We start from the raw sequence: 3,482 nt of genomic DNA, 5'->3' as shown, positions 1-3,482 counted from the left end.
CGGTTTGGACGACGTCTTCGACTACACCCAGTCCCGATGATCAGGTGCCGAAAGCGCGGGTGACGCACCGATTCCATCCGTTGTTCGGGCGTGAGTTCGAGTTCGTCGAGCACCGCTTCAACTGGGGTGAGGACCGCGTCAGCCTGCGTGACGAACATGGCGTGGTGTTCTCGCTGCCTGCAGGCTGGACCGATGTCGTGGCGGTGGATCCGTTCGTGGTGATCGCCGAGGGGCGGTGCCCGTTCACCACGACCGGACTGCTGGAACTGGCCGAGCTGATCGACAGGATCCGCACGCATCCGAGCCTCGATCGGACTGTCAATCCGATTTCGCCGCGAGCGTCAGGATAATTACGCCGCACCACCACGGAGATCCGCGATCCAGATTCGATCGAAACATCTACTGCAAGAACAAAGTTCCTTGCAGTATGTTTCCCGGTTTCTGCCCAACGCCGCTCACATGTCGGCAAAATCTGTCTGACTGTTCGGCGATGGCGATGTTCGACGAGATGAGGGCGCATGGCGCGGCAGGGTTCGCGGGAGGATCCGAAAGTGGGCGAGTTGCGGGCGGCGCGGTGCCTGAACCCGCATCCGGAACAGGTGACCGACGAGGCGTTCACCGGGCACGAGTTCTTCGACGCCCGCGACGTGGTGCAGGTCAAATACGAGATGGTGCGCCGGGTGCGGGTCGATGAGATGTCGGTGACCGAGTCGGCGGCAGCGTTCGGGTATTCCCGGCAGTCGTATTACGAGGCCGCCGCCGCCCTCGACTCCGCCGGGCTCGAAGGGTTGGCCCCGGCCAAACCCGGGCCCCGCGGCGGCCACAAGCTCACCAGTGAGGTCTGCGCATTCGCCCAAGCTCTGCTCGATGGCGACCCTGCCGTGCGAGCCAAGGATCTGGTCGCGCCCATCGAGGAGCGATTCGGGGTGCGGGTGCACCCCCGCTCGATCGAACGGGCGCTGGCCCGATTTCGCGACAGCCGATATGAAAGCGGCTGAACCGCAACCGATCCCGCAGTCGATCGAGCCTGGCCCGGCTCGGGCCGCGGGCGGGCTGGACGAACACTACGAGCAGTTGCGCCATGCGGCGCTGACCGCGCGAGCCGACGCCCTGCGACTCGGGTTCGCGGTGCTTTCCCGTCGCGGCGTGCTGGCCTGGCGGGCGGCGGTGGCTCGGATCGCGGTCGCCGGGCCCACGCCGAGACGGTCCGCATCTGCCGCGCACGCGCTCTCGCTGCCAACAGCCCTCACGGCCGAACTGGTCGATGCGCTGGCTGGTCTGGCGCTCACCGGAACTTGAATTCTGTTTTCTTGCAATCACTCTCATGCCTTGACGTCAGTCCGTCCGGGGTGAGGAAGGAGCATGTGAAGTGTTCGTCGAGACCGCGGCGACCAAGGTGAGCGCCGCTCATCTGAGCAGGCCCGCGTTGCTCTATGTCCGCCAGTCCACCCTCAAGCAGGTCCTGCATCACACCGAATCCGCGCACCGCCAATACGACCTGCGCGGGCGGGCGATCGCGCTGGGCTGGCAGGCCGACCAGATCCAGGTCATCGACGTCGACCAGGGCCAATCCGGAGCCTCGGCCGCGGACCGCGAAGGGTTCCAGCACCTGGTCGCCGAGGTGTCCCTCGGCCGCGCCGGGATCGTGCTCGGCCTGGAATGCTCGCGGCTGGCCCGCAACTCCGCCGACTGGCACCAACTGCTCGAACTCTGCGCCATGACCGGCACCCTGATCTGCGACGAGGACGGCCTCTACGATCCCCGCGGCTTCAACGACCGGCTGCTGCTGGGCATGAAGGGCCAGATGTCGGAGGCCGAGCTGCATTTTATCAAGGCCCGCCTGCGCGGCGGGGTGCTGTCCAAGGCCCGCCGCGGCGAACTGATCACCCCGCTGCCGGTCGGACTCGTCTACGACGGCGCCGACCGGGTGGTGCTCGACCCCGACCAGGCCGTCCAGCAAGCCCTGCGGCACTTGTTCGACACCTTCGCCGCCACCGGCTCGGCGACTGCCTGCGTCAAATCCTTCCGGGCCGCGGGCCTGCAGTTCCCGTGGCGGCATCTCAAGGGCCCGCGCAAGGGTGAACTGGACTGGAAACCCCTCGCGCATCACACCGTGCTGCGGATCCTGCACAATCCCCGCTATGCCGGCGCTTTCACCTACGGCCGTCACGGCTCCGGTGCTGCGGGGATTGGGTCACGAGTGAAACTTCCTCGCGAGCAATGGATCTCGTTTATTCCCGACGTCCATCCCGGCTATATCAGCCTGGCCCAGTTCGACCTCAACCAAGCCCGCCTGGCCGACAACGCCGCCGCACACGGCCGTGACCGCGCCGCCGGCCCGCCCCGCGAAGGCGCGGCCCTGCTGCAAGGCATGATCGTCTGCGGGCGCTGCGGCAAACGCATGACCGTGCGCTATCACCACCGCCGCGGACAAGACTTCCCCACCTACGTGTGTCAACGCGACGGCATCGAAACCGCCCAACCCGTCTGCGCGGTCATCCCCGGCGCCGACCTCGACACCCGCATCGGGCAACTGCTCATCGACACCCTGACCCCGCTCACGGTCGAGGCCGCGCTCGCCGTCTCCGCCGAACTCGACCAGCGCGCCGCCGACGCCGACCGCATGCGCGCCGCGCACGTCGAACGCGCCCAATACCGCGCCGACCACGCCCGGCGCCGCTACCTCGCCGTCGACCCGGCCAACCGGCTCGTCGCCGACACCCTGGAAGCCGACTGGAACACCGCGCTGCGGGAACTGCAAGCCGCACAACGCGACTACGACACCGCCCGCACCCAGCAGACCGGGCAGCTCACCGACGCCCAACAGGCCCGCATTCGTCAGCTCGTCACCGACCTGCCCGCGATCTGGAACGACCCCAACACCCCTGCGCGCGAACGCAAACGCATCGCCCGGCTGCTGCTCACCGACGCCACCGTTGCGCGCGACCGCGACACCATCACCGCCCACATCCGATTTCCCGCCGGCCAGCACACCACCCTCACCATGCCCGTCCCCAAGACCGGGCCCGAAGCCCGCCGCACCCCCACCGAGATCGTCACCCTCATCGACGAACTGCTCGACCACCACGTCTCCGGCGAGATCGCCGACATCCTCAACCAGCGCGAACTGGTCACCGGCACCGGAGAACCCTTCCACCGCTTGATCATCGACAACATCATCCGCGCCTACCGGCTACGCAGCCGCCGCCAACGCCTGCGCGCCGCAGGCATGCTCACCGCCGCCGAAACCGCCACCCTGCTCGGCGTCCGCCCCAACACCATCAGCCGCTGGCACCGCACCGGAGTCCTCACCGGCATCCCCTACAACGACAAAGGCGAACGCCTCTACCACCGACCCGACCCCGACAACCCACCCGACCGACCCCACATCGGCCGACCACCGAAAACGCCCTGAACACCACAAATACAAACAACCAACGAATCACACGAAAGAGGTGCAGTATGCAACCACAGGTTTGTCC

At 67.3% G+C, this 3,482-nt stretch carries 4 protein-coding genes; all 4 read left to right on the top strand.

Going from position 1 to position 3,482, the window contains the following annotated elements; genetic code table 11:
• Positions 1 to 350, top strand: a 350-nt coding sequence (locus tag NA4_RS37685; protein ID WP_245671789.1) for a DUF5372 family protein, incomplete at its 5' end; no start/stop codon positions are given.
• Positions 351 to 551: 201 nt separating this feature from the next.
• Positions 552 to 998 carry a helix-turn-helix domain-containing protein gene (locus NA4_RS37680; RefSeq protein ID WP_245671788.1) on the top strand — a complete coding sequence of 149 codons (447 nt, stop codon included), beginning with the start codon at positions 552 to 554 and terminating at the stop codon, positions 996 to 998.
• The gene (locus NA4_RS37675; RefSeq protein ID WP_067480927.1) at positions 985 to 1,299 is read left to right on the top strand and encodes a hypothetical protein; all 315 of its coding nucleotides are present in this window, start codon (positions 985 to 987) and stop codon (positions 1,297 to 1,299) included. The genes NA4_RS37680 and NA4_RS37675 overlap by 14 nt, the downstream gene beginning before the upstream one ends.
• A gap of 70 nt (positions 1,300 to 1,369) precedes the next feature.
• Entirely contained in the window at positions 1,370 to 3,415 is a 2,046-nt protein-coding gene (locus tag NA4_RS37670) for a recombinase family protein (protein ID WP_067480923.1), read from the top strand.
• The last annotated feature ends 67 nt before the right edge of the window (positions 3,416 to 3,482 follow it).

Source organism: Nocardia amamiensis NBRC 102102 (assembly GCF_001612745.1).
In the GTDB taxonomy this organism is placed as follows: domain Bacteria; phylum Actinomycetota; class Actinomycetes; order Mycobacteriales; family Mycobacteriaceae; genus Nocardia; species Nocardia amamiensis.
Note: the sequence above shows the minus strand (reverse complement) of the source record. Positions and strands in the feature narration are given on the sequence as shown.